General features: G+C 38.6%; 27 protein-coding genes. 17 read left to right on the top strand and 10 right to left on the bottom strand.

The window, feature by feature from the left end; translation table 11 throughout:
* From cydB to thiD, 4 genes are all read right to left on the bottom strand, one after another.
* On the bottom strand, nt 1-1,014 hold the full coding sequence (gene cydB, locus U8519_RS06295; RefSeq protein ID WP_334329452.1) for a cytochrome d ubiquinol oxidase subunit II: 1,014 nt from the start codon (nt 1,012-1,014) through the stop codon (nt 1-3).
* The gene (locus tag U8519_RS06290) at nt 1,011-2,453 is read right to left on the bottom strand and encodes a cytochrome ubiquinol oxidase subunit I (protein WP_334329451.1); all 1,443 of its coding nucleotides are present in this window, start codon (nt 2,451-2,453) and stop codon (nt 1,011-1,013) included. The genes cydB and U8519_RS06290 overlap by 4 nt, the downstream gene beginning before the upstream one ends.
* Nucleotides 2,454-2,607: 154 nt before the next feature.
* Nucleotides 2,608-3,675, bottom strand: coding sequence for a hypothetical protein (locus U8519_RS06285; RefSeq protein ID WP_334329450.1), 1,068 nt, complete (start codon nt 3,673-3,675; stop codon nt 2,608-2,610).
* Between the two features lie 36 nt (nt 3,676-3,711).
* Entirely contained in the window at nt 3,712-4,524 is an 813-nt protein-coding gene (gene thiD / locus U8519_RS06280; protein ID WP_334329518.1) for a bifunctional hydroxymethylpyrimidine kinase/phosphomethylpyrimidine kinase, read from the bottom strand.
* Nucleotides 4,525-4,658: 134 nt separating this feature from the next.
* Between thiD and U8519_RS06275 the strand changes: the two genes are divergently transcribed.
* Both U8519_RS06275 and U8519_RS06270 read left to right on the top strand, forming a co-directional pair.
* Nucleotides 4,659-5,414, top strand: a complete 756-nt coding sequence (locus tag U8519_RS06275; RefSeq protein WP_334329449.1) for a MerR family transcriptional regulator — start codon at nt 4,659-4,661, stop codon at nt 5,412-5,414.
* A gap of 18 nt (nt 5,415-5,432) precedes the next feature.
* Complete coding sequence (locus tag U8519_RS06270) at nt 5,433-5,975, top strand: GNAT family N-acetyltransferase (protein WP_334329448.1); 543 nt, start codon at nt 5,433-5,435, stop codon at nt 5,973-5,975.
* 43 nt (nt 5,976-6,018) lie between these two features.
* Here the strand turns inward: U8519_RS06270 and U8519_RS06265 are convergent, their stop codons facing one another.
* On the bottom strand, nt 6,019-6,783 hold the full coding sequence (locus U8519_RS06265) for a DUF975 family protein (RefSeq protein WP_334329447.1): 765 nt from the start codon (nt 6,781-6,783) through the stop codon (nt 6,019-6,021).
* A gap of 203 nt (nt 6,784-6,986) precedes the next feature.
* On the opposite strand from U8519_RS06265, the gene proC reads away from it, so the two are divergent.
* From proC to U8519_RS06250, 3 genes are all read left to right on the top strand, one after another.
* Entirely contained in the window at nt 6,987-7,754 is a 768-nt protein-coding gene (proC, locus tag U8519_RS06260) for a pyrroline-5-carboxylate reductase (RefSeq protein WP_334329446.1), read from the top strand.
* A 339-nt stretch (nt 7,755-8,093) separates the two neighbouring features.
* The gene (locus U8519_RS06255; protein WP_334329445.1) at nt 8,094-8,273 is read left to right on the top strand and encodes a hypothetical protein; all 180 of its coding nucleotides are present in this window, start codon (nt 8,094-8,096) and stop codon (nt 8,271-8,273) included.
* Nucleotides 8,274-8,322: 49 nt separating this feature from the next.
* The gene (locus U8519_RS06250) at nt 8,323-8,913 is read left to right on the top strand and encodes an ECF transporter S component (RefSeq protein WP_334329444.1); all 591 of its coding nucleotides are present in this window, start codon (nt 8,323-8,325) and stop codon (nt 8,911-8,913) included.
* 38 nt (nt 8,914-8,951) lie between these two features.
* Here the strand turns inward: U8519_RS06250 and U8519_RS06245 are convergent, their stop codons facing one another.
* Complete coding sequence (locus U8519_RS06245) at nt 8,952-9,623, bottom strand: type 1 glutamine amidotransferase (RefSeq protein WP_334329443.1); 672 nt, start codon at nt 9,621-9,623, stop codon at nt 8,952-8,954.
* Nucleotides 9,624-9,672: 49 nt separating this feature from the next.
* On the opposite strand from U8519_RS06245, the gene U8519_RS06240 reads away from it, so the two are divergent.
* Nucleotides 9,673-11,004, top strand: a complete 1,332-nt coding sequence (locus tag U8519_RS06240) for an aminopeptidase C (protein ID WP_442892127.1) — start codon at nt 9,673-9,675, stop codon at nt 11,002-11,004.
* Between the two features lie 40 nt (nt 11,005-11,044).
* On the opposite strand, the gene U8519_RS06235 is transcribed toward U8519_RS06240, so the two are convergent.
* From U8519_RS06235 to U8519_RS06220, 4 genes are all read right to left on the bottom strand, one after another.
* Nucleotides 11,045-11,692 (bottom strand): EAL domain-containing protein, encoded by a 648-nt coding sequence (locus U8519_RS06235; protein ID WP_334329441.1) that lies wholly within the window; start codon nt 11,690-11,692, stop codon nt 11,045-11,047.
* 203 nt (nt 11,693-11,895) lie between these two features.
* On the bottom strand, nt 11,896-12,624 hold the full coding sequence (locus U8519_RS06230) for a hypothetical protein (RefSeq protein ID WP_334329440.1): 729 nt from the start codon (nt 12,622-12,624) through the stop codon (nt 11,896-11,898).
* Between the two features lie 140 nt (nt 12,625-12,764).
* Nucleotides 12,765-13,505: a hypothetical protein gene (locus U8519_RS06225; protein ID WP_334329439.1), complete on the bottom strand. Its 741-nt coding sequence runs from the start codon at nt 13,503-13,505 to the stop codon at nt 12,765-12,767.
* An 83-nt stretch (nt 13,506-13,588) separates the two neighbouring features.
* A complete protein-coding gene (locus U8519_RS06220) occupies nt 13,589-14,020 on the bottom strand; it encodes a GNAT family N-acetyltransferase (RefSeq protein ID WP_334329438.1) in 432 nt (143 codons plus the stop codon).
* 192 nt (nt 14,021-14,212) lie between these two features.
* Between U8519_RS06220 and rsmG the strand changes: the two genes are divergently transcribed.
* The 11 genes from rsmG (at nt 14,213) to U8519_RS06165 (ending at nt 24,557) form a co-directional block, all read left to right on the top strand.
* Complete coding sequence (gene rsmG / locus U8519_RS06215) at nt 14,213-14,938, top strand: 16S rRNA (guanine(527)-N(7))-methyltransferase RsmG (RefSeq protein ID WP_334329437.1); 726 nt, start codon at nt 14,213-14,215, stop codon at nt 14,936-14,938.
* A 76-nt stretch (nt 14,939-15,014) separates the two neighbouring features.
* Nucleotides 15,015-15,791 (top strand): ParA family protein, encoded by a 777-nt coding sequence (locus U8519_RS06210; protein WP_334329436.1) that lies wholly within the window; start codon nt 15,015-15,017, stop codon nt 15,789-15,791.
* On the top strand, nt 15,772-16,644 hold the full coding sequence (locus U8519_RS06205; RefSeq protein WP_334329435.1) for a ParB/RepB/Spo0J family partition protein: 873 nt from the start codon (nt 15,772-15,774) through the stop codon (nt 16,642-16,644). The genes U8519_RS06210 and U8519_RS06205 overlap by 20 nt, the downstream gene beginning before the upstream one ends.
* An 11-nt stretch (nt 16,645-16,655) precedes the next feature.
* Nucleotides 16,656-16,922: a DUF951 domain-containing protein gene (locus U8519_RS06200; protein WP_334329434.1), complete on the top strand. Its 267-nt coding sequence runs from the start codon at nt 16,656-16,658 to the stop codon at nt 16,920-16,922.
* Complete coding sequence (gene ychF / locus U8519_RS06195) at nt 16,922-18,025, top strand: redox-regulated ATPase YchF (protein ID WP_334329433.1); 1,104 nt, start codon at nt 16,922-16,924, stop codon at nt 18,023-18,025. Before U8519_RS06200 ends, ychF begins: the two co-directional genes overlap by 1 nt.
* A 15-nt stretch (nt 18,026-18,040) precedes the next feature.
* Nucleotides 18,041-18,787 carry a DUF1129 family protein gene (locus U8519_RS06190; protein WP_334329432.1) on the top strand — a complete coding sequence of 249 codons (747 nt, stop codon included), beginning with the start codon at nt 18,041-18,043 and terminating at the stop codon, nt 18,785-18,787.
* A 151-nt stretch (nt 18,788-18,938) separates the two neighbouring features.
* Complete coding sequence (locus U8519_RS06185) at nt 18,939-19,070, top strand: hypothetical protein (protein ID WP_334329431.1); 132 nt, start codon at nt 18,939-18,941, stop codon at nt 19,068-19,070.
* Between the two features lie 888 nt (nt 19,071-19,958).
* On the top strand, nt 19,959-20,645 hold the full coding sequence (locus U8519_RS06180) for a response regulator transcription factor (RefSeq protein ID WP_025023524.1): 687 nt from the start codon (nt 19,959-19,961) through the stop codon (nt 20,643-20,645).
* A gap of 4 nt (nt 20,646-20,649) precedes the next feature.
* Nucleotides 20,650-21,777 (top strand): sensor histidine kinase, encoded by a 1,128-nt coding sequence (locus U8519_RS06175; protein WP_334329430.1) that lies wholly within the window; start codon nt 20,650-20,652, stop codon nt 21,775-21,777.
* A gap of 11 nt (nt 21,778-21,788) precedes the next feature.
* Nucleotides 21,789-23,012 carry a D-alanyl-D-alanine carboxypeptidase family protein gene (locus U8519_RS06170; RefSeq protein ID WP_334329429.1) on the top strand — a complete coding sequence of 408 codons (1,224 nt, stop codon included), beginning with the start codon at nt 21,789-21,791 and terminating at the stop codon, nt 23,010-23,012.
* 24 nt (nt 23,013-23,036) lie between these two features.
* A complete protein-coding gene (locus U8519_RS06165) occupies nt 23,037-24,557 on the top strand; it encodes a UDP-N-acetylmuramoyl-L-alanyl-D-glutamate--2,6-diaminopimelate ligase (RefSeq protein WP_334329428.1) in 1,521 nt (506 codons plus the stop codon).
* Nucleotide 24,558 lies beyond the last annotated feature (1 nt).

Genomic DNA, 24,558 nt, shown 5'->3' with positions numbered 1-24,558 from the left:
TTAATATTTCATCGTACTTTCTCTAGGATTTATTCTCTTAGTAAAGAGTGTGTATGACCAAATGAAGTAGATAGCTACGATTGGAACCAATACAGCGGCAACGATCGTCATGATCGTCAAAGTGTATTGTGAGTTTGCGGCATCTTTGATCAAGATACTGTGTGCAGGGTTTGTAGCAATCATAACACGTGGGAACAATCCGTTGAAGAGAAGGACGATAACCATGCTGAGTGATAATCCACTACCAGCAAAGCTCCAGCCTTCTCTGTCCTTTAATACACCATAGTAGCCTAGAAGTGAGAAGAGGACGATGAGTAATGTAATAACTAATGATGAACCAAATCTCTTCGTGAAGAAGTCTGTTTGGAAGAATACCAATACTGCAAAGACTACTTCGCCGGCAAATAAGATTGGGTAGAGAATTTGGTTAAGTTTTCTAGCACGTTCACGAAGTGGACCTTCCATTCTTAGTCTGATGAAGTTAAGTCCATGGACTAATGATAGAAGTGTACCAGCAACTCCTCCGACAACTGATAACAAGTTAACAACGTCGAAGAACTTAGGGAAGGCATCACCGTTAGCGTTCATAGGGATACCTTGAACCATACTGAGAAGCATCATACATAGTAAGAATGGAGCAAGGAAGCTTCCTAAGAAGAAAGCCCACATCCAGATATTCTTACCAGCTTTTGTTTCAGCATGCTTAACGAATTCGAATGAAACACCACGAATGATCAAGCCTACCAAAACTAACATTAAAACGATGTAATAACCTGAGAACAATGAAGCGTACATAAGTGGCAGTGATGCAAACATGGCACCACCAGCTGTAACTAGCCAAGTTTCGTTACCGTCCCAGTGAGGTCCGATCGAAGTCATGAGAGCAAGACGTTCGTCAAAATCTTTAGCTAGAAAACGAGTCGACATACCTACACCGAAATCAAAGCCTTCAAGGAATAGGAATATCGCAAATAAAAGTCCGATTAAGATAAACCATAAATTAGCGAGTGTCATTTTACAAAGGCCTCCTTTGCAAATGGATCAACGTTTTGTTTTGAGTCTTCCATTTCGTAATAAGGTCCGTGATGAAGTGTTTGTCTACTGTACCAGATCATTACACCACCGAGTAGTGTGAAGAGTAGGAAGTAGAGGATGTTACTGAATAACAAACTACCGACAGTTGATGTTGGTGAAACGGCATCAGCGATAGTAAATAGTCCGTAAACGATCCAAGGATAACGTCCAAATTCTGTAACGAACCAACCAGCTGAATTACCAATGAATGGAATCCAAATAGCGAGTCCAACGATAACCATGAACCATTTCTTGTTTTCGATAGTATCTTTTTTCTTACGTGACCAGATGATACCAAAGAAGGCGATCAACATGATCAATAGATCGATACCTGTCATAACTCTGAAACTCCAGAACAATGTCTTAGGTGGGACGTAGTAATCCATATCCTTACCGAATTGTTTGTCATATTTAGCATGGAGTTCTTTGTTGATGGTATCCATACCCTTAACAGAACCGCTTGTCTTGTGATATGCCAACAAACTCAAGAGTTTTGGAATTTCGATTTGATTAGATGCAGTGTTGTTCTTTGAATCGATCGTTTCGATCACAGTCCAAGGGGCTGGATCTTTGGTATCTTTATAAATACCTTCAGTGGCGGCGAATTTCATAGGTTGATCTTTGATGATCTGTTGCGTTTGAAGATCACCTGCACCGGCTGATAAAATAGCAAAAATTAAACTTACCCAGAGACCAAAACGTAATGAAGTCTTGAAGAAATGATTCTCATTCTTCTTCTTGCGTAGTAGTCCCCAAGCACTCATACCTGCAATTACAGTACCTGCAGTTAGGATAGCGGCCAAGATAACGTGTGGGAATACTTTCCACAATTGTGGATTAGCAACCACAGCACCGAAATCAGTCAATTGAATACGACCAGTGGCGTTGTTGATCTTGAAGCCTGTAGGATGTTGCATGAAACTGTTAGCAGCCAAGATCCAAATAGCTGATAACATAGTACCAATAGCTGTCATCCAGATCATAAATGCGTGAACACCTGGTTTGAATCTATCCCAAGTGAACATCCAGATCCCGATAAAAACAGATTCGATGAAGAATGCCAGTAAAGCTTCAATGGCTAGTGGAGCACCGAATACATCACCCATGAAACGTGAGTATTCAGACCAGTTCATACCAAACTGGAATTCTTGAATAATACCAGTAACAATACCAACAGCAAAACTCAACAGAAAAATCTTCCCCCAGAATTTTGCCATATCAAGATATACCTTGTCTTTTTTAACTGCGTAGATAGTTTCCATAACAGCAACTAGAACGCCCATTCCTATAGAAAAGGGAACGAAGAAGAAATGGAAAACAGTTGTCATAGCAAACTGAAAACGAGCTAAAGAGACAATACTTAAACCAATACCTAACATGGTAATAGCCTCCTTAAGAACAATATTTATATTCCCTTATTTATACACATTTATCATATGATTACTTAGTGAATTAATCAACAATAAGCCCTTACAAATTCAATAAAAAAAAACTTAAGTCAAGAAAATTGACTTAAGTTTGAAATCGGCAATTTTACCTGCGACTACGGCTCTGTGAAGGGTCGTAATTTGGAAAACCATAAGATCCATTAGAGCTGTTATTAGCATTAGGATATTGATTATTGAATTGATTATTATTCATTTGATTGTTTGGCATTGGATTTCCAAACTGATTGTTTTGATTATTATTGAATTGATTACCAGTAAATTGTCCATTGTTACTTGGTGCTGGATAATTCATTGATTGATTTTGTTGAGGAAATTGTTGTTGATTAGGATTTGGACGATTCATATTGTTGCGAGGGTTAAATTGTCCGGATGGTAATTGACGTTGTTGATTCTGCATCGGATTTTGCGGTTGCATTTGATTTTGACCGTAATTTTGTGGTTGATTCATCCCGTTCATCTGGTTATTGAACTGGTTATTATTTTGACGGTTGAACTGATTGTTATTAGAACGTGCTCCGTATTGATCATTCTGTGGAGCAGGTTGATAAGATTGATTTTGGTATGGTTGGTTGTTGAATTGATTATTAGCTTGATATGGGTTTTGTTGAGGGAATTGTTGTTGATTGTACTGTGGTTGTCCCTGCATCTGATTCATTGGCTGTTGATTAAATTGTCCCTGTTGACCAAACTGTTGATTTGGTTGTGCGTAGTTATTTTGTTGATCAAAGCCGTTATTACCATATTCGTTGTTGTAACCATTGTCCGGTTCATCATCTTCTGCAGGTGCAGGATTCATGATGAGGTCAACGATACTGATGATCAAGACGATGGCACCGATAACGATACCGACCCATGACCAGATCACTAAGAACTTAGTATCGGGGAGATTGGAATTAAATAATCCCATCAGTCCGCCCAAAATCAAAATAACAAAACTGACGGCATCCGGAACTATGCTGTAAGTTCGATTTGTCAAAATATAAATTGCTGCCGCAATAATGTAGGTGATAGCCAACAAAATCCCTGCCGCTCCACCAATGGCACCAGTACCGACCAAGGCAGCAATGAAGTTTTCAAAGCCAGATTTGATCATCAAAATGATTGATAGAATTAGTAATAATGTTCCGGCAGAAATTTTTGTAATTCTTACCATGAGTTTAACCCTCCGATTCGTTTAGTGCTTTAACTCTTATTTTACATCATCCTTAACAAAATGGTTAATAGGACCGTATTTATGACCAACATCGATTTCATTCTTGATAGCCTGGTATGTGAATGTCTTGGACGTTCTGATGGCGTCTTCTAGACTTGCCCCTTTGGCCACTTCTGCCACAATACTGGATGAGAGTGTATCGCCAGTACCGTTAACGTGTTCAGTCTTCACGTATGGTTCTGAGATCCAGAATGATTGACCGTCTTCCATAAGAACGAAATCTTCGACAATATCAAGTGTATCGTCAGCGTGCTCACCCTTGATCATGATATTCTTAGGACCTAAGTCACGTAGTTTGTGGGCAGCTTGAACGATATCTTCTTTTGTTTTGAGTTCCATGCCGGATAGTTTTTGTGCTTCGTAGAAGTTTGGAGTAATTAAGTCAGCTAATGGGAATAATTCGTCGATCAAAGTTTGATATGCGTCTGCTTCAAGCAACATAGCACCATGCTTTGTGATAATAACAGGGTCTAGTACGAAGGTACCGAATGGCTTGTCCTTGATTGCTTCAGCCACAGTATGAATAATTTCAGAATCAGATAGCATTCCTGTCTTGAATGCGGAAACTTCAAAGTCATCCTTGATGTCTTTGATTTGGCTCTTGATGAAACTTGAAGGCATATTGATACTATCGTGGATGCCGTATGAATTACCGGCAACTGCGGCTGTCAAAACGGACATACCGTAGACACCACGTGCCATGAAAGTTTTAAGATCAGCTTGTGCTCCGGCACTACCATCAGAGTCAGAGCCAGCTATAGTTAATACTTGAACAAATTCGTTCATAATTTCACCCACCTAGTTTTTTTATAATTTTAACCTTAATCTTAACAGTTAAGTAAAAAAAGTGATATTGATTTGAAAATTTTCTTGAGCTTTACGTTGCGTCATACCTTATACTTCGAATTGTTGGAGGAGAATCAATGGAATATACAATTAAGCAATTAGCTGATATAGCGGGGATCAGCACACGGACCTTACGCTATTATGATCAAATTAATTTGTTGAAACCTAAATATAATAGTAGAAACAATTACAGAATTTATACTGAAAAAGAGGTCAATCAACTGCAAAGGATACTTTTTTACAAGGCCTTGGAGTTTCCTTTGGCAAAGATTCAAATGTTGATGAAAGATGACCGTTATTCCGAACTCTCGGCTTTGAAAGAACAGCGACAATTGTTACGTTTGAAAAAACAAGACATCGAATCTCTTCTGACGACGATCGACAAAACAATCCAAGATAAACAGGGAGAAATAACTATGTCAGATACTGAAAAATTTGCAGCATTTAAAAAGACTAAATTACAAGAAAACGAAGATAACTTTGGTTCAGAGATCCGCGAAAAATACGGCGAAGAAACCGTCACAAAATCCAATCAAAAATTCCTAGATCTGTCAGAGGCAGATGTCCAAAAGATGCAGTCACTGGAAGTAGATATGCTGGCTAACTTAAAGCTAGTTGATGCCAATGATCTTGATTCACAAGCAGCTGAAAAAGCCTATCGAGATCACAAGGAGTGGCTGAGTTATAGTTGGTCTAAGTACGATCCTGAAGCACATCGAGGTTTGGTAGATATGTATCTAGCCGACCCACGATTCGCCAAGTACTATAACGATAAAGCGAAAAGACCGATTGTACAACTATTACACGATGTGGTATACCATTACACAAAATAGTTTATGGGGATGAGTTGAGTGGCAAGGACTAACTGGCAGATTGATGATGAAATTGAATTGAGGCTAGTTCAACCTGACGATGACGAGGCATTGTTCAAACAAGTAGATGCTACGAGAGAGCAGCTAGAGGAGTATATGCCTTGGGCAGAGGATACTAAAACTGCAGCTAATGAACGAAGATTCTTAAAATATTGTCAAAAACAGATTGCAGCTAAGAAATTGTGGCCAGTTACTATTTTAGTCAATGGTCAAGTCGCCGGGATGTTTGACTTTCACGATTTTGATCATCCCAATCGTCACTGTTCAATAGGTTATTGGTTGGGTAAAGAGTTTCAGCACAACGGCGTTATGACTAGAACGGTCAAAGAAGCAGTGAAAATTGGCTTCAATGAATTGAAATTGCATAAGATCAGCATTTTAGCTGAAGTAGAGAATAGTGCCAGTAATGCAGTAGCTGTGAGAAGCGGATTCCATCTCGATGGTACGCTGAGAGGTCATATCTATTCTGCAGGTGAATTTCATGATGCTAATATTTATTCTTTAGTAAATGATCAAGATTAAAAAATGTGCTTCTGAGAAAATTTCTCAGAGGCACATTTTAGTATTATCGATTTAATAAATCTGGATTTTGTTCAACCAAATCATTATAGAAGTTAGCCATAGTCATTGAATAGTATGGATAAAACCACAGCATATACAATGCTAATAACAAAGTACTGACAAAGGTTGACATGCTGCTGGCTAAACTACCAAAACTGGCAATTATTCCTGCCAACATCCACCAGCCAATAAAGCTAAGTTGCAAAACGAAATAACGCCATTTATTTCCATCCATCAACCTGCGGCTGATCGTGATGTAGTCGGTCAATGAATAGCCATCATCCGAACCTCGATCATTTAGATCTTTGTAGACGAAGTAGGTTTGTGAATAAGAAAGTGCCTTTATGATTCCAGGAATAAATAAGAGTAGGGACCATAAGAATATGAAGATATTCATTAAGATATAAACAACTATTAGACGCCACCAGTCGGGATTACGGAAGTAAGTGAAATTACTTGGCAGTGGGTCAAAATCCTCTTCAGGATCTCTTATCCAGTCAAGTCCCTTAAAGTTAGCGGATTGAGTAATAAGTAAAAAAATTGCGCCGAAGATAAAACTAGCTAGTCCAGTAACTGCAATATTCTTTGCTAAGTAGCTTTGATCGATCGTATTTCCGGCCATGAAATCGGTTGTTGAGTTACCAGTAAATTGCATAAAAATAATAACGAACATCGGAAGCATGAATAATAGTGATGCCTTTTTGCGATCACGATGTAGTAAGTTTTTAACAGTTCGCTTCAATTCATATCTGGAGCGATAGTTTTTCATAAATAGATCCCCCTAGTATATTTGTATACATTTAGCATATCTTAAATATTAAAAATTATCATTGAAAAGAGACGGTTATTATTAATTTGTTGGCTGTATATTATGTATACTGATATTTACACAATTAGTTTTATATTTTTATGAATTTTGTATAGAATATATAAGATAAAAGAATCAACAAATACTGAAAAGGGGTATTAGACATGATTGGATTTATTGGTGCAGGTAGTATCGGTGGAGCTGTGATCACAGGATTAGTTAAAAATGGTTTTGATGCTGAAGAAATCATTGTTAAAGGTGGTAAATCAAATCGTACTAAAGATTTGCAAGAACATTTAGGATTCAAAATGGTACAAAAGATCAAACAAATGGAAAACGCCGACCCTATTTTTATTGGTGTTGGTGCAAATGCACTCGACAGTGTACTTTCCGAGTTGAATTCGATCAGTAAGGACAAGTTGGTCATTGCCTTTACTGGTAGTGCCACAGTTGCTAAACTCAGACAAGCACTGCCAGATGCTAAAGTTGCCCATGCCATTCCTAATACACCAGTTAAAGTCGGTGCTGGATTCACAGGAATTACTTATTCCGAAAAGTTCACAGTTGATGAAAAGAAAAAAGTTGCTTCAATCATGGGATATACAGGTCAATTAGTAGAAGTTCCAGAAACACAATTAGGTATTTTAGGAACCGTCGCTGGATGCAGTCCTGCTTTCTTAGATCTGTTCATTGAAGCCTTAAGCGATGCCGGTGTTAAGCATGGATTAGATCGTAAGTTAGCTTATGACGCCGCTATTGGTATGGCAATTGGAGCCAGCAAGCTAGCCTTGCAATCGGATCTCAATCCGTCAGCACTAAAGGACGAAGTGACTTCACCAGGTGGTTCAACTATCAAAGGTGTAGCAGCATTGGAAGAATATGGTTTCCGTAACGCCGTTATAAAAGCGGTTGATGCAGCTGAAGGTGAATAGCTGATTTTTAAAGTTGGTTGGGCCGCTTCCGGTCAGCAGTAATTACATCTGTAGCGGGACCAGTTCAAGCCAAAGGACGGTCTTGAGCTTCGCTTTCTTGCTTTGCATAAACCGCAAATCAAGAAAGACGTCCAGGTGCTGTAAATGTGGAAGACCACCACATTAACACCACAATCGCTACTGATTCCATTACTGCTGACCTCCAGCTAAGTTAATCATAAAACAATAGCACGTAATGATGATTTGGATATGAGTTGTCCGTTCGTCATTACGTGCTATTGTTATTTCTAAGCAGCTACTATTCTAAAATGAACATAACCTAGCTGATGTCGATCAACAATGGAATCCGCCGTAAAAATGTACTTAGCGATTTATCGCTTAGTACATTGGACGACTTGGAAGACTACAGGCTTCCAAGCGAGGTCGAAAAAGGAGTTTGAGACCGGTCCTTCGGCAGATGGAATTGTTGATCGCCGTCAGCGGAATCCACCATCAAACCTTCTTTTTTTTGATTACTGACAGTTTTTAATATAAAATTAAGGAAATAATTTTGAGGGGTTTATAGTAAATGCAAAAACGAAAAGCCTACCGCATTGCTATTCTAGGTATCTTGATGGCGATTATCTTCGTCCAATCACTGGTACCATTTTTAGGATTCATTCCTACAGGTTTCATCAATATTACGATAATTCATATAACCGTCATAGTGGCAGCGATAGTCTTGGGGCCTAAAGACGGTGCTATCGTTGGCCTTGTCTGGGGTTTAGGTACAATGGTACGAGCCTTTACCAGTCCCACCTCGATCATCGATACAACGGTCTTTACTAATCCTATCGTAGCCGTTTTACCACGTGTGATCGTTGGCTTAGTAGCAGGATATGTTTATCTGGCGCTGAAGAATCGTTTCAAAAAACGAGTTGTTGCCATGGGGATTACTGCCGGTATTGGATCATTGACCAATACTTTATTAGTTTTAGGATTAATGAGAATTATGTATGCCAGTGCTCTGTCGCAGGCTTATACGACCCAGACTGATCTGCTTAATAAACTATTGCTAGTCATTGTAGGAACCAATGGATTGCCTGAAATGATTGCCGCAGTCATCATAGCACCAGCCATTTCAGCCGCAATTTTAAAAGCAAATAAATTCTTGGATTAGAATATAAAAAAGATTCGACAAATTTATGTCGGATCTTTTTATTTGGCAGCTGCCATACGTTCTTTGTGTGAAATGATGATTTTATCGGCGATCGCGCGAGCAACATTTTCATTTTTAAGAATAGGACCATGTGAGTAACTCCCGATAGTATTTTTGTAACGCATACCTTCATTACCATCTTCAGGATTATTACCATAGCCCTCGATCATTTTTCCAAATGGCTTGAGGACTGACTTGTCATCGAAATATGTACGTCCTGAGTGGTTCTCGAAAGCACGAACCTTGCCCCATTCAGTTTCATATTCGGTATCACCGATCATGCGACTGTCAGCTTTAAAGACGGTGTGAAATGGCAAAATACCCAAGCCCTTGATCGTTTCACCGTTGGATGTCTCATAGTAGGCACCGAGGAATTGATAACCGCCACAGATGCACAGCATTGGCTTGTTGGCGTTGATGTATTTGTCGATCGTATCTTTGTGACGAACGAGATCCTTAGCAACAACGGATTGTTCAAAGTCTTGGCCACCACCCCAGAATAGGAAGTCGTAGTCAAACGCGTTGAAATCGTCGCCTAAACTAATGTTGTCAACTTGGGTGTCGTAACCTTGTTCTTTGAGTAAGAAGGCGAGGATTTTGACGTCACCGCTATCTCCATATGTATTCATTAAATCTTCGTATAAGTAAGCAATTTTGATTGTTTCAGGCATAATTTTCTCCAATATTAATATAACTATTGTAATATATTTAGTTAATGAGGTGATTAAGTTGACTAAAGAAATTAATAAAACGATTTTAGCAGATTTTCGAAAGAACTTAAATCAAGATGTTTCCAATAATGTCTTGAAAAACGCTGTGGCGCAAGTAGGTATCTTTCAAGCTGCTCAGAATATCGATGCTAAGAGTAAATTGAATCCAACTTTTAACATTGAAGTCCCAACTGGCAAAGTATCCAATCAAAAACGTTCAGGACGTTGTTGGCTGTTTTCATCACTAACTAATCTGCGAACTGAATTTGCGATGAGATACAATGTCAAAGATTTCGAACTATCTCAAAATTATATCTCATTTTGGGATCGTTTGGAAAAGGCTAATTATTTTTATCAAGGAATCATTGAAACGGCAGATTTACCAATTACTGATCGCAAGGTCAATTCATTGTTCAGTCATCCGACTGGTGACGGTGGATTCTGGCAATATGCGACGGATCTGATCAAGAAGTACGGTGTAGTTCCAGCTTATGCCATGCCAGAAACAGCTGTTTCTAATAATACATCAGCCTTTAATTCGACGATCGGAATTATGCTACGTAAGAACGGGATCGAATTACGTGAGCTGGTCAAGGCTGGTAAGTCTGAAGCAGAGATCGATCAACGGATCGAAGCAATGCTTACAGAGGTATATAAGGTCTGTGCATATTCATTTGGTCAACCACCAGTGCAGTTTGAATTGTCGATACGAGATGATAACGGCCAATTGATCGAAGATCCTAGTATTACACCTAAGGAGTTTTTCAAACAATATTTTGCAATGAATCTGGATGATTACGTTGATATTCTGAATGCTCCGCAAGATTCTAAAGAATACGGCAAACTCTATACGATCGATACTGAAGGTAATGTAGTCGGTGGTACTCAAACAACATTTTTGAATTTACCAATGAAACGGCTAAAGGAAATGACGATCGCTCAGTTGAAGGGCAATGATACAGTTTGGTTTGGTAACGATGTCGGCAAACAGTCTCAACGGACTAAAGGGATGCTCTCAGGTGACTTGTATCAAACTGATCAGTTGTTCGGGATCGATACTAAAATGAGTCGTGGGGAAGCCTTAGATTACAAGGAAGCCAATATTTCTCACGCAATGACATTAACCGGGGTCAATGTGGTAAATGATGCACCAAATCGTTGGAAGGTGGAGAATTCCTGGGGAGAAGCTAATGGCGACAAAGGTTACTTCATGATGGATGATGCGTGGTTTAATGATCATGTCTATGATGTGGTCATCAATAAAAAATATCTGACTCAAGATGAATTAGATATGTTAGATCAAGAACCAATTGTCTTACCTACATGGGATTCGATTGGATAAAAAAATACTTAGTACTCAAATAATGAGTGCTAAGTATTTTTTAAACTAAAGCAGGTTTTCCGTACAGATAACCTTGTTGAATATTAATACCAAATTTTTTAGCTAGAATTTGATCGGCCTTGTCTTCGACACCTTCGAGGACGATATCCAAGCGATATTTATCAGCCAAGTCAACCCAGAATGCTAAACATTCGGGGATCTTAGATGCATTTCCACTCATGCGTAAATTTTGCATGGCAAACTTGATTTGATCCACATAAGGCAACAAATATTTAACGTTGTCATACGTGTTAGAACCAGTTCCAACGTCATCGAGAACGACATCAATATCGTATTGGTGAAGCAGAGAACTGATTTCTTTCATTTCGGACAAGGTAGGCGCTTCGGTCAATTCGATCGTTAAGGCAGCTGGGTCAATACGTTTTTTCAAAGCAATGATCGAGCCAAGAGTTATGGGATCATTAGCTTGCTTTTGATTCAAATTGAATGCCAAAACGACCTTGTGTAAGGCGGTATCCAATTTATGTGATATTTTTTCCAGGAGATTTGCTTGCTCGTCGATAGAGATAGCCGTGAAATCTTCGGGTAGTTTCCATGATCCGTTGTCATCTGTTCTTAATAAGAGTTCGTAGCCAAAAATTGATTTATTTTTTTCATCTACTTGTGGCTGAGCAAAAAATCGGTACATAGATGCATCTCCCTTTTCTTTAGTTTATATGTCATTTATTTAAAAATAATTGTAGTCTTAATCACAAATATCATCAATGGTATATACAATTGAAAGCGTTTATGAAAATAAGACATTTCGCCAAATATATCCACTCAGGATAAATATACACCCTGATATGTAAATGTGACAAATAAAAGAAACTAAATTGAGGTTAATTGACACTAAATGGCGGGAGAACGTCTCATTGTAATATTGATGTCTGTCTCATCGCAATTTCCCGAAACAGGAACGACGACATTCTTTGTTTTTTGATAACTGCCAGATTTATTTTTGACGTCCACAGTATAAGAGCCGGGAAAACTTTTGACCAAGTAGTATTCGTTACTGTCTCTTTTAGCAGGCGAAGTCTTCCCATTTACTTTGAATGAAGGTTTGTAAGCATTTGTTTCTACTACAATATTTCGTTTTTCCAATGCCACTTTGTATTTGGGATAGATTCCGAAATAAGTACCAACTTGTATTATTTGAAAGTTACTGTAAGAACTTTCATGTCCAATGATCGTTTTGATTTGTCCAGAAGTGGTTTTATCCTTGGCCAATAATTTCTTTAAAGGCTGCAATTCTTTAGCAGCAATGGAGTGCTTTTGAGGTGTTACGACGGCACTCTCCATTTGATTGATTTTGCCACTAGTTATTTGATTGGAGAGTGCATCGAGCTGTTGGTCTTTAGAAAAATGTGAGACTCCGGTTAAATAACCAATGAATAGAACTATGATCAGTGTAATGGCTACGAAACTTATCAGGCCTCTTTTTTTAATAATTATTTGGAAGATTTCTTTAGTGTGCTCTAATTTATTTGCTGCTGGTTTTTCTTCAGTAGTATTTTTAGCGGGTTCTTCGATTGTTTCTTTATCAGTTTTTTTATCAGATTCATCTTTTTCTTTAGTCATTGTAATTCGCCTAGCATAGAAGCCAATTTTTAACTAATAAAATGTATTTGGCTTCTTAATGAAAATTGTTAAACCTTTTGTGAGGAGTTGTCGAATTTTTTGCCCTAATAAAAAAAGACGCATTTCTGCGTCTTAGATAATTATTTAAAACTACTCTCTTCACGTTCACGTTTTTGTGGTGCGGTATCTTTTAGAATACTCATCTTAAGCAATGCAATACCAGTCAAACCGATCGATGCCAAGAGACCCATATAAAAGCCTGTGTCGATCATACGCTTGATGATAACGTTACTGCTGCTGGCAATATAAGCAATGATGTAAAAGGCAGCTGGGAAGATGGAACAAATCAGTAAAATAGGGTTGCTGTATTTTTTCAGTAGTTGAGAAATTGCACCGATAAAGGCAAAGATTATTGTAATAACAATGGCGTACTTACCATACTGAATGTATTTTGACGGTGTACTTGCTTTTGTTAATAAGAGACCGATATCAAATAGCGTTAGACCACTCTTGTGAGAAATAGAGCCGATTGAAGCCATCATATTGCTATCGAGATTTAGCTTGCTGACAGTCGAGTCGATCGTTAAAACAGGTAATCTAAAGATCGAAAGCATGTTGAGCACAAAGGCGATGGCTTCCATAACGAAGAAGTCTTTAGTTGTAACTACTGTTTTGTCTAATCGATCAATACCAGTAACTTTGGCTAAATAGTCATTTGCTGGTGTTTTCTCACCTTTACTTTTGGTGTAAATCGTTCCTAAGATCACTAGTTCGATAATGATTGCTGCTAGTCCTAGGTACGTATTGATGACGCAAAATAAAATGGCAATGATTACATAAATGGCGATTAAAACCGGATTGTTTTTAATGAATTTTGACATATTTTACTTTTCCCCCTCAAGGATACAATAGTAATAGTATCAAAAAAGAGCACCTATGTGCTCTTTGAGTAATAAAATTATTTTTAAAATTCCATAACCATATCTAGATGGGGAATATTATCTTCTAGATAGACATCGGAGATAGGTTTGAAACCAAAACCGGCGTAGAATTTTTGCAAGTATGCTTGTGCTTGGATCTGAATAGTCTTTCCAGGAAATCTTTTTTTGATTTCCGCAATTGTTGCTGCCACTACTTTTTCACCTAAGCCTTGTTTACGATACTTTTCCACTACTAAGACGCGTCCGAAGTGAATCTTATCGCTATCTTCAATAATACGAGTATAGGCTTGTAACGCACCATTTTCACTTAGGCAGACGTGCAGATCATTGTAATCATCATCGTCAACTTCTTGATAAGGACAATTTTGTTCAACCACGAACACCGCTACACGGGCTTTTAAAATATCTATCAATTTTTTTGGTGTTAATTCATCGGTTCTTTTAACTGTTATCATATATTTTCTCCCAGAGATCATTGTCAGATTTGTTTTTAGAAATTGTGAATATAATATATCTTTTTAGTTGCATATACAACAAAAAGGTAAACTTTGCTATCACTTATAACGGTAACTCAGCATTGAATTCAGTACTAGAATAATATAGGATTAAGAAGTGTGAAACATGTGTTTCACGAGTGGAGGGTGTAAATGAAACCGGAAGAATTTTATCAAGCATTAGCCGCAAAAGGCATTGAATTAAATGATGAGCAGAAGAAACAATTTGAAATTTATTTTCACGAATTAGTTGAAACGAATAAGGTCATGAATCTGACCTCGATCACCGAAAAAGACCAGGTTTATTTGAAGCATTTTTATGATTCATTAGTCTTGGACTTTGTAGATGACAAACTATTAACGGAAGAGTTGACGTTGTGTGATGTTGGTTCAGGTGCTGGTTTTCCTTCGATACCGCTAAAAATCGTTAATCCTAAGTTAAAGATCACGATCGTAGATTCATTGAATAAGCGGATCAAATTTTTAGATGGCTTAGTTAATAAATTAGGCTTAGACGATGTAACTTTGGTTCATGGACGAGCTGAAGAGGTCGGCAAGAATAAGTTATATCGTGAGACATTCGATATTGTAACGGCTAGAGCCGTTGCAGCATTGAATGTCTTAACCGAGCTCTGTCTACCAATGGCAAGGGTCGATGGCACTTTCATCGCTATGAAATCGGAAAAAGCTCCGGAAGAATTGAATAACGCTACTTATTCGATCCAAGTTCTTGGTGGTCAAGTGACAGAACAAAAATCATTTGAATTACCAAATAATGAAGGCATCAGAAACTTTATTTTTATCGACAAAATTAAAAATACACCGGCTAAATATCCAAGAAAACCGGGAACTCCAGCTAAAAAGCCACTCGTGAAATAATCAAATGACCTTAAATTAACTACTATTAAATGTTAAAATTTAATGTATGTATTTTTTCAAAGAATAGGGGAGTAAAATGGCACGAAAAATATCCGTTGCGAACCAAAAGGGTGGTGTAGGTAAGACAACTACCACTATCAATCTTGGTGCGTGCTTAACTGACTTAGGTCAAAGAGTTTTGATAGTAGATATTGATCCACAAGGCAATGCTACAAGCGGTTTGGGTATTAAAAAGGCCAATGTAGAGAAGGATGTTTATGACGTCTTGGTGAATGAATATCCACTCGCTAAAACAATTATTCATTCTAAACATAAGAATCTTGATATTGTGCCAGCTACGATTCAATTGGCCGGTGCTGAAATGGAATTAACAACGATGATGGCACGTGAGACACGTCTTCGTGCAGGTTTAGAAGAGGTTGATGACAAGTACGATATTATTTTGATCGATTGTCCACCATCTTTGGGACAACTCTCTACAAATGCATTCACTGCCAGTGATTCGATCATTATTCCAGTTCAAAGTGAGTACTATGCTTTGGAAGGTTTGAGCCAACTTTTGAATACCATCCGTTTAGTTCAGAAGCATTTCAATAATAATTTGGCAATCGAAGGTGTACTCCTGACGATGCTCGATGCTAGAACTAATTTGGGTGCACAAGTGGTCGATGAAGTGAAATCATACTTCGGTGATAAGGTTTATAAAGCAATCGTTCCACGTAATACACGACTCGCTGAGGCGCCTAGTTACGGATTGCCAATCGTAGATTTTGATGACAAGTCCCGTGGGGCAGAAGCTTATTGTGACCTTGCTAAGGAGGTGTTAAAGCGTAATGGCATCAAACAAAAATAAAAAAGGCCTTGGAAAAGGTATTGACGCAATTTTTTCTGAATTTGAAGCAATCGACGAAAATAGTGAAACCGTCGTTGACCTATCACTGGATGATATTCGTCCTAATCCATATCAACCTCGAAAGACCTTTGACGAACACGCTTTGAATGAATTAGCTAGATCGATCCAACAAAACGGTGTCTTCCAACCTATCATCGTTCGTGAGAGTGTGAATGGTTTTGAAATCATTGCTGGTGAACGTCGCTTCCGTGCAAGTAAGATCGCTAAGCAAACTACTATTCCAGCAATCGTTCGTCCATTGAGCGAATCAGGGATGATGGAGATCGCGGTACTAGAAAACTTGCAACGTGAGGATCTAACGCCGCTTGAAGAAGCTGATGCATATCAAACTTTGATCTCAAAGCTTAACTTGACACAGGAACAAGTTTCACAACGTTTGGGCAAGAGTCGTCCCTACATTGCTAATTACTTGCGTCTGTTGAATCTGCCAGAAGCTACTAAGAAGTTAGTACAAAATGGCGACCTATCAATGGGTCAAGCTAGAACTCTATTGAGCTTGAAAGATAAAGAACAAATCGATAAATTAGCTAAACGTGCAGTTAACGAGGATCTAACCGTTCGTCAGCTGGAACAATTAGCTACTGAAACTAAACATGATATTAAGAAAAAGAAGAAAGTTTCTAAATCTAAATCACCTTATATCCGTGCGACTGAAGAGAAGTTGGTTGAAAAATTCGATACTTCTGTAGCTGTGAAGGAAACTCGCAGTGGTCATGGAAAATTGGAGATCGACTTTACTAATACTGAAGAGTTGAATCGTATCTTGGATATTTTAGGGATTAATTTGGATTAAGAGGATATTTTATGTTTAATTTAGGCGATATTGTGATGATGAAGAAGCCTCATGCTTGTGGGGCTAACAAATGGGAGGTCATTCGAATGGGTGCAGATATCAAGATCAAGTGTCTTGGCTGTGGTCATATCGTGATGATCCCTAGAAATGATTTTAAAAAGAAATTTAAAAAAATAATAACTGAAGCTGCGCAAGTTGATGAAAGCCAAGAAGAATTTTATTTGAAGCAGACACAAATTGCACGACCAAATATTGACGGAAATGAGGAGAATTTATAATGGCTTTAACTGCCGGAATCGTAGGATTACCTAACGTTGGAAAATCAACACTATTCAATGCCATAACAAAGGCGGGTGCAGAGATGGCGAACTATCCGTTCGCTACGATCGACCCTAATGTTGGGATGGTTGAGGTACCAGATAAGCGTTTGACAAGAATCGATAATTTGATCCCTGCCAAAAAATTAATTCACACAACTTTTGAATTTACTGATATTGCCGGAATCGTTAAAGGTGCCAGTAAAGGTGAGGGACTTGGTAATAAGTTCCTTGAGAATATTCGTCAAGTTGACGCAATTGTTCACGTTGTTCGTGCTTTTGATGACGACAACATTACTAGTGTTACCGGAACAGTCGATCCACTAGATGATATTGAAACTATCAACTTAGAGCTAAGTATCGCTGACTTAGACAGTGTCAACAAGCGTTACACCAAAGTTGAAAAAATGGCTAAGAGTGCCAAAGATAAAGATGCTATTGCTGAATTCGAAGTACTTAAGAAGATCAAGCCAGTTCTTGAAGATGGTGGTTCAGTTAGAACGATCGACTTCAATGAAGATGAACAAAAGATCGTTAAGGGATTATTCTTACTAACATCCAAGCCGGTATTGTATGTTGCTAATATTGCCGAAGATGACATGGCTGACCCTGAAGGATCGAAGTATTACAAAGTTATCGAAGACTATGCTAAAAAAGAAGACGCCCAAGTTATTGGTGTTTCTGCTAAGACTGAAGAAGAAATCGCTGAATTAGATGATGATGACAGACGTGACTTCCTTGAAGCCGAAGGTGTTAAAGAATCAGGTCTAGATAAGTTGATCAAAGCTAGTTATAAGTTATTAGGACTTAGAACTTTCTTCACTGCTGGTGGAAAAGAAACACGTGCCTGGACATTCCATGAAGGAATGAAAGCACCACAAGTTGCCGGTATCATTCACTCTGACTTTGAACGTGGATTCATTCGTGCCGAAGTTATGTCATTCGATGATTTGGATGCCTTAGGTAGTGAACAAGCTGTCAAAGAGGCTGGTAAACTACGTGTCGAAGGTAAGGATTACGAAGTTCAAGACGGTGACATTATTGAATTTAGATTCAACGTATAATTTGGGGGAGAATTAATGGCTGACGATTTAAGAGAGAAGAATAAGCAAGCTGCGGAAAAGCAAAAAGTTACTGCAGCTAAGAAATTGAAACAATCAGAGACTACGGAACAAATTTATGCTACTAGTCCTGATGATTTGCGTTCACAACTAAGTAATAAAAACGAAGAGTATGTTTTCAAACTGAACAAGCACTTGCTTGGCGATGGTTTCAAAGAAGACGAGGCCAAAGAAGCAATCGATAAGTTGATGCCAGAGATCATTGATAATCAGATCAAAGGTACACCAGCTAATCAATTGTATGGTCCTGTAACTAAAAAAGCTGGAGATATTGCTCACCCAGTAAAACCCGTTAAGAAAACACCCTTCTGGGCATCATCAGTAGATAATTCGCTATTGTTCTTTGCCTTGTTTGGATTATTGTACGGGATCGTTGCATTGACTAATAAGGATTCCAGTACCAGTAATCAAACTGGTATCATTACCCTAGTTATTCTTTCAGGAATGTGGGGAACTTTATTGACATGGTTTAACATTCAAATGAAGAAACCTAAGAAAGAACGTCCAGGTTGGGGTATCACAATTGGATACTTAGCCGTTGGCTTAATGCTGATGTTTGTTTTCTTAGGAGCCATGACATTCGTTCCAGCAACGATTAATCCATCATTGAATGGGATTGGTTACTTCATCGTTGCCGTAGTTGCCTATGGTGTTCGCTTTGTGTTCCGCCGCTATATGGGAATTCATGATCGTGGATTCTTCTAAAAGTATCAAAACTTGCACATCTGATATTTTGCGTTAGTATGGAGTCGTGATCAAATATGAATTACACAAGAAAGAGCTTCAACGCTAACAACGCCTACTATTTCCTTTGCAATAACTCATATGGTCTGAATAAGACATGGAGGTATTAAGAATGAAAAAGTTAGACAAAAGTGAAAAGAAGAGATTAAGCAAGTTTGCTGAATCAAAGGTCAATAGTAAGGGTGCTGACATCAAGAAGTCATCATTCAAGGCATTTGTCGATCAAATGAATAGTGACAAGTAAAATTTAAAAATAATTGTCGGACTGCCGTTAGGTGGTCCTTTTTTTGTCTCATAAGAAGTTGTTGTATGTCGCTTCCGGTCAGCAGTAATTCCATCTGTAGCGGGACCAGCTCGAGCCAAAAAGCGGTCTCGACCTTCGCTTTCTTGCTTTGCTAAAACCGCAAATCAAGAAAGACGTCCAGTGCTGTAAATGCGGGAAAGTCATCCGCATTAACAGCACAATCGCTACTGATTCCATTACTGCTGACCTCCAGCTAAATCTATTTAATGCATACTAAAAACAGCATATTATGACAATTTGGATAATTTGAGGTATCCATTGTTTGTCATGATATGCTGTTTTTTTATGAAATATAGAATTCAATTATTAATGTTGCTGTAAGATTTTTACTATCTAGTCTAGAAGTAATACGAATTTAGCTGAAGATGATCAACAATGGAATCAGCCGTGATAGTGTACTAAGCGATTTATCGCTTAGTACACTGGACGACTCGGAAGACTAGAGGCTTCCGAGCGAGGCTTAAGACGAAGACTTAAGCCGGTCCCAGGGCAGATGGAATTGTTGAGCATCTTCAGCGGCATAGAAATAACAAATAACTATTTAACCCTAAAAAACATCACAATAGCGTACAACCCAAAACCAATACAAGCTGACTTCAATATCTCAGAGACCCACATTATCTTAGCGCCACTGAGATTTACATTGTTCGACATTTGCCATTGGACAACGCCGAAAATAATAAGTGAAAAAACGAGAATGATAATAAATCGGATTCTTTTCTTTAAGTAGTCCATAGATACTCACTTTCTTTTCCAGTTAGTAATACACTAACATAATATTGTATAATATGACTAGTTGTAAAAATGTGCGCGTGAGAGGTTTATTTAATGAAAATATTAGTTGTAGATGACGATAAAGAAATTGTTGAATTACTCAGTATTTACATCAAGAATGAAGGCTATGAACCAGTGTCGGCCAATTCTGGCCAAGAGGCACTGGACGCATTGGCTGCACACAGTGACATTGCCTTAATGATCTTGGATATCATGATGCCAGGAATCGATGGTATCGAAGTGGTTAAACGTGTCCGCAAGGATTCACAGATCCCAATCATTATTGTGTCTGCGAAGACGACTGATATGGACAAGATCCAAGGACTGATCACTGGTGCCGACGATTACGTTACTAAGCCATTCAATCCTTTGGAAATCATGGCTCGTGTTCGCTCATTGCTACGTCGCAGTGCACAACAAACCTCAAAAAATGTTCCTGACAAACTAGAAGTGGGTCCAATTACCATTTATAAAGATTCGCACGAAGTCGTTACTAGTTCAGGCAATAAAGTTCAATTAACGGCATTAGAATTTGGTGTCTTGTATCTTCTAGCAAGTCACCCCAATCGTGTTTTCTCTGCTGATGAGATTTTTGAACGAGTATGGAAACAAGAGAGCGTGGTTTCGGCCAAAACAGTTATGGTGCACGTAAGTCACCTTAGAGACAAGCTCGAAGAAGCAACAGACGGTGAGAAGGTTATTGAAACTGTCTGGGGCGTTGGCTACAAAGTGGAGGTCTGATTTTTTGAATAAACGAGTTCAACTGGATAATAGAGAAAAAGGTGTCCTCCTGTTTGAAGGAATAGGCACCTTTCTTTTATTTCAGATCATCAATATTACTTTAATCATTATTTCAGATCTCTTCTATAGTAATGAAAATTTCCAAGGCATTGGTCACGTTATAAAAAATATCAACGGTGAACTGTCCAGATCGACTTTTTGGGGAATTTGGTTCTTCTTAGGATTGATCGTTGTGATCGAGCTAGGGATTTCCATCTATGTTGTGATCAAGACTTACCGCCAATTTGAAGTTTACAAGGTGGAATCAGAACTGATCCAAATTGCGGCTGGCGATCTTGATCATAAGATAGATCTTAAGGTCAACAAGAGATTACAAAGTATTGTCGACAGTGTCAACTTGTTAGTCTCGAATACTAATAAGCATATTTCCGAACAAAAAAAATCTGAGGATAGTAAGGATGAGCTAATTGCAAACGTTAGTCATGATTTACGAACTCCTTTGACGTCAGTTATCGGTTATTTAGGACTTATCGAGGGGAAGAACTTTGAAGATATCGAGCAGATCCTCAAGTATTCTCACATTGCATACAATAAGTCACTAGAGATGCAAAATTTGGTCAACTCCTTATTTGAGTATGCCAATGTTGAACAGGCCACAAGCAAGTTATCAGTATCAACTTTTGATATGGCACAGATGCTGGATCAATTGTCGGCCGATTTTGAATTAGAAGCTAACAAGCGCGGTATGGAAATAATCGTGAAGTCCAAACCGGAAAAGATCATGATGAGTGGTGATACTGAAAAATTAGGACGTGTCTTCAATAATCTGATCACTAATGCTTTCAAGTACGGCAAGGGAGCAACTCACCTCTGGCTTGAAGCAGAACAGACGCCAAAAGATGTGATCGTGCGTGTCGCCAATAACGGTCAGTCGATACCACGAGAATCGTTGTCACACTTGTTCGATCGCTTCTATCGTGTAGAGGACTCACGTAATAAAGAGACCGGCGGTACTGGATTGGGACTAGCTATTGCTCAGAGCATGGTCAAGTTACATGGTGGTACAATATCAGTTACATCGGATGATGAGCGAACAGCTTTCATTATTCATTTTCCAATTTCAAAGCAATAGCGAGGAACTCAATGAAAACTTTAATACAAAAAATACTATTACTAATGTCTGTAGTATTGCTGCTACCGATATTTAATCCCCAAACAGTTCAAGCAGCTGAGGAGCCAGAGCTAAATGCCAGTGCGGCGATGGCCTTCGATGAGAAGTCGGGACAAATTATTTATTCAAAAGATCCTGACAAGAAGGTTGCGATTGGGTCTATCACTAAGATAGTGACACTTTATTTAGTAACAAAGGCAATTCATGAAGGTAATCTCAAGTGGACGGATACTTTGACGCCAACAGCTGAACAAGCTGAAATGACGCAAAAAGATGAATTAACGAATGTTCGTCTAGATGCAGACAAATCGTATACAGTCAGACAACTCTATTCGGCAGCTTGGATAGTTTCTTCTAATTCTGCGGCGATGATGCTAGCTCAAAGGGTTGCTGGTAATCAAAAAGCTTTTGTTAGATTGATGCGAAAGACGGTCAAAAATTGGGGCATCAATGATGCTGAATTATACAATGTTTCAGGTTTGAATAATAATGACTTGTATGAGGGGATGTATCTCGGTGACAAGAGCGGCGAGAATAAACTGTCGGTCAATGATATTGCTATTATTGTTAAACACATCTTGGATGAATATCCAGAAGTATTAAAGACAACTTCACAAGCCAAGCTAGATTTCCCCGTCGATAATGAAACCAAAACTTATAATTCATTAAATCTACTATTAAAGGATCAACGTGATTATCAAGCAGGTTATGAATTCGATGGCTTGAAGACAGGAACAACGGAACAAGCCGGTGAATCCTTTGTCGGAACACTGCCAATCGACAACACTAGGATTGTAACTATCGTCATGAATGTCTCCGGTGAAGAGAGTGACAATGACAAACGATTCCGCAGTACGCAAAATTTGGCACATTATGTAAAAGAAAATTTTGTGCATCAAAAAATCATGACTACTGGTGACAGGGTCAATAACAAGTACAAACCAGACCAAGATGTCTATATGTGGTTACCAAGTGAATTTGATCTGGGAACATTAAAGTATGAGATCTCACCGAATGATCTCGGCTTTAAAGCAACAGCTAACAAAAAGACCGTTAGATTGCTGCCAACCAATGCACCAAATGGCTATATCCCTTATACTAAGACTGAGAAAAAATTGAAGATCAAAAAAGTTGCGGTAACGAAGCCTAATTTGTGGGATAAGATCGTCGATTTCTTTAGTAATTTATTCAAATAATTAATGGAATTAGGAGTGCAAATTATGAGTTTAGAAATAAGTAAAGCTATTGATATATTGCAAGAACACGACTTGCTAGTTTCAAGCAAAGTTTTGGACGAAAATTTATTCATGACCCATATCAGCTACAATTCACAAGAAGACCAGACCAACGGGATCTTCTTCTGTAAGGGAAATAACTTCAAAGCTGAATATTTGCAACAAGCAGTAGATGCTGGAGCTCAAGTTTATGTCTCTGAAAAAGACTATGGAATCGGGATCAGTAACCTGATCGTCAAGGACGTTCAGAAGGCATTGTCGATCCTCAGTGCAGCCTTCTATGGTAATCCTGAGCGTGAATTGTTCATCATTGCGTTTACTGGTACCAAGGGTAAGACGACTACTTCTTATTTTATTCATAATATTTTGGACAAGGTTTATCCAGGTAAAGTAGCTTTGTTCTCAACTGTTGACCGAATTGTTGGACCGAAGCCGGAAGACAAATTTAAGTCGGATCTGACGACGCCGGAATCAATGGAGTTATTCCGTGATATGCGTCGGGCAGTGGATAATGGTATGACAAAGTTAGTTATGGAAGTCAGCTCACAAGCTTATAAAAAGAACCGTGTATACGGATTGAATTTTGATATTGGTGGATTTTTGAATATTACTCCGGATCACATCGGTGAGAATGAGCATCCAACTTATGCTGATTATTTGTTCTGCAAGAAGCAATTGCTGATCAACTCCAAGGTCAACATCATTAATGCCCAAACTAACGACTTTGAGACTGTCATTGCGGCTGCTCGTGAGACTAGTCCGGATAAGGATATCTATCTCTTTGGTCGTGATACCAAAGATGCTGACTTCAGTATTTCTAGTAAAGAAGCCACTTTAAGTGATAGCATCTTTGATATAGCCGCTGTAACAGATAAGGGTAAGCAATTAAACATCGATGGCGAATACAAACTATGCGTTGTCGGTGACTTCAATGAGATGAATGCCACGGCTGCTATTATCGCTTCTAAATTAGCTCAAGCTGACGTTAAAGATATCAAGGAAGGATTGCGTACAGCTCGCGTTCCTGGACGTATGGAACATATCAATACTAAGAGCCACGGAACAATTTTCGTGGATTATGCTCATAATTATGCTAGTATGAAAGCTCTATTAGGATTCTTGCGCACAGAATATCCTAAGTCCAAACTCAAGGTAGTAGTTGGAAGTCCTGGTAATAAGGGAATCTCTAGACGTGCTGGATTTGGTAAAGTTCTAACAGAATTAGCAGACAGTGCCATTTTAACGACTGATGATCCTGGTTTTGAGGATCCAGCTGATATTTGTAAACAAATCGACGCTCACATCGATCATTCTAAAGTTGACGTGAAGACGATCATTGACCGTCAGAGTGCGATTCGTGAGATGATCGAAACTAGTTCTGGTGATGACATTGTTGTTCTGGCAGCTAAAGGTGAGGATCATTATCAGAAGACTAATGGCGTCGATGTACCATATCCAAGTGACCCAACTGTTGCAAAGGGCATTTTAAAAGATATCGAGGGATAAT

The sequence above is a fragment of the Companilactobacillus sp. HBUAS59699 genome, from assembly GCF_036913575.1.
GTDB lineage: Bacteria > Bacillota > Bacilli > Lactobacillales > Lactobacillaceae > Companilactobacillus.
Note: the sequence above shows the minus strand (reverse complement) of the source record. Positions and strands in the feature narration are given on the sequence as shown.

Coding starts and splice junctions, on each gene's coding strand:
- U8519_RS06245 (WP_334329443.1), bottom strand. CDS start 9,623: ATGCCTGAAACAATCAAAATTGCTTACTTATACGAAGATTTAATGAAT.
- ychF (WP_334329433.1), top strand. CDS start 16,922: ATGGCTTTAACTGCCGGAATCGTAGGATTACCTAACGTTGGAAAATCA.
- U8519_RS06210 (WP_334329436.1), top strand. CDS start 15,015: ATGGCACGAAAAATATCCGTTGCGAACCAAAAGGGTGGTGTAGGTAAG.
- U8519_RS06165 (WP_334329428.1), top strand. CDS start 23,037: ATGAGTTTAGAAATAAGTAAAGCTATTGATATATTGCAAGAACACGAC.
- proC (WP_334329446.1), top strand. CDS start 6,987: ATGATTGGATTTATTGGTGCAGGTAGTATCGGTGGAGCTGTGATCACA.
- U8519_RS06275 (WP_334329449.1), top strand. CDS start 4,659: ATGGAATATACAATTAAGCAATTAGCTGATATAGCGGGGATCAGCACA.
- U8519_RS06235 (WP_334329441.1), bottom strand. CDS start 11,692: ATGTACCGATTTTTTGCTCAGCCACAAGTAGATGAAAAAAATAAATCA.
- U8519_RS06255 (WP_334329445.1), top strand. CDS start 8,094: ATGGAATCCGCCGTAAAAATGTACTTAGCGATTTATCGCTTAGTACAT.
- U8519_RS06230 (WP_334329440.1), bottom strand. CDS start 12,624: ATGACTAAAGAAAAAGATGAATCTGATAAAAAAACTGATAAAGAAACA.
- rsmG (WP_334329437.1), top strand. CDS start 14,213: ATGAAACCGGAAGAATTTTATCAAGCATTAGCCGCAAAAGGCATTGAA.
- U8519_RS06205 (WP_334329435.1), top strand. CDS start 15,772: ATGGCATCAAACAAAAATAAAAAAGGCCTTGGAAAAGGTATTGACGCA.
- U8519_RS06170 (WP_334329429.1), top strand. CDS start 21,789: ATGAAAACTTTAATACAAAAAATACTATTACTAATGTCTGTAGTATTG.
- U8519_RS06180 (WP_025023524.1), top strand. CDS start 19,959: ATGAAAATATTAGTTGTAGATGACGATAAAGAAATTGTTGAATTACTC.
- U8519_RS06250 (WP_334329444.1), top strand. CDS start 8,323: ATGCAAAAACGAAAAGCCTACCGCATTGCTATTCTAGGTATCTTGATG.
- U8519_RS06285 (WP_334329450.1), bottom strand. CDS start 3,675: ATGGTAAGAATTACAAAAATTTCTGCCGGAACATTATTACTAATTCTA.
- cydB (WP_334329452.1), bottom strand. CDS start 1,014: ATGACACTCGCTAATTTATGGTTTATCTTAATCGGACTTTTATTTGCG.
- U8519_RS06185 (WP_334329431.1), top strand. CDS start 18,939: ATGAAAAAGTTAGACAAAAGTGAAAAGAAGAGATTAAGCAAGTTTGCT.
- U8519_RS06290 (WP_334329451.1), bottom strand. CDS start 2,453: ATGTTAGGTATTGGTTTAAGTATTGTCTCTTTAGCTCGTTTTCAGTTT.
- U8519_RS06200 (WP_334329434.1), top strand. CDS start 16,656: ATGTTTAATTTAGGCGATATTGTGATGATGAAGAAGCCTCATGCTTGT.
- U8519_RS06220 (WP_334329438.1), bottom strand. CDS start 14,020: ATGATAACAGTTAAAAGAACCGATGAATTAACACCAAAAAAATTGATA.
- U8519_RS06265 (WP_334329447.1), bottom strand. CDS start 6,783: ATGAAAAACTATCGCTCCAGATATGAATTGAAGCGAACTGTTAAAAAC.
- U8519_RS06190 (WP_334329432.1), top strand. CDS start 18,041: ATGGCTGACGATTTAAGAGAGAAGAATAAGCAAGCTGCGGAAAAGCAA.
- U8519_RS06225 (WP_334329439.1), bottom strand. CDS start 13,505: ATGTCAAAATTCATTAAAAACAATCCGGTTTTAATCGCCATTTATGTA.